This window comes from Janibacter sp. CFPM2_SD2 (assembly GCF_057364645.1).
In genome coordinates, this window is the sequence record NZ_JBNFOF010000373.1 from 1 (window position 1) to 981 (window position 981).

Annotated in this window: 1 protein-coding gene; it reads left to right on the plus strand. The window is 75.3% G+C overall.

Going from position 1 to position 981, the window contains the following annotated elements; genetic code table 11:
- Positions 1-47 precede the first annotated feature (47 nt).
- Positions 48-981: AAA family ATPase (locus tag AC2W7J_RS18440; protein WP_485984237.1), on the plus strand; the 934-nt coding region annotated here is incomplete at its 3' end.

Consider the following 981-nt stretch of genomic DNA (forward strand, 5'->3'; position numbering starts at 1 on the left):
CGAGCCGGCTCGCGACGCTGGTGGGCGAGGAAGATCCCCTGGCACGGGTGACGCTCGCCCTCGTCGTGCGTGCCGCCCGCGAGGGATCGACGAGCCTCGACCCGGAGCACGCCCGCGAGCTGCTCGCCGAGGCATTCGAGGTGACTGCGACCGACTATCCGGTCGGGGATACCTCCACCCAGCGGCCGGGCGCGGTCGAGGACACCTCCACCCAGCGGCCGGGCGGGGTCGAGCTGCCGCCGACGCCCGCGTGGCTCGAGCAGGTGCGGGGCAGCGCACTCGCCGAGGCAGGAGTGCTGCTCGTCGAGCACGACCTCGTCTACCTCGACCGCTATCACCGCGAAGAGGTCCAGGTCGCCCAGGACCTGCAGCGCCGGGCCGAGACGGCTGCCCCCGAGGTCGACGAGCAGATGCTCGAGGCGGGACTGGAGCGCGTCTTCCCCAGCACGGGCTGGGGCGAGCAGCGCGACGCGGTCCGGGCTGCCGCCGGGCGCCTGACGACCGTGCTCGCCGGTGGCCCGGGGACCGGCAAGACCTCCACCGTCGCCGGGCTGCTCACCCTGCTGCTCGAGCAGGCCGAGGCCACCGGTCACCGGTCGCGGATCGCCCTGGCCGCCCCGACCGGCAAGGCCGCCGCCCGGCTGCGCGAGTCGGTCCTCGGCTCCCTGGGCCACATGCCCGAGCAGGACCGGCAGCGCCTCGGCACCGACATCGAGGCCGTCACCGTCCACCGGCTGCTCGGGTGGCGGCCCGACAGCGGCAACCGCTTCAGGCGCGACCGGGGCAACCCGCTGCCCCACGACATCGTCGTCGTCGACGAGGCCTCGATGCTGTCGCTGACGCTCACCGCCCGCCTGCTCGAGGCCCTGCGCCCGAGCGCCCGGCTGCTCCTCGTCGGCGACCCCGACCAGCTCGCCTCGGTCGAGGCCGGTGCCGTGCTCGCCGACCTCGTCGCGGGGCTACGGCGACGATGGCCCCGGT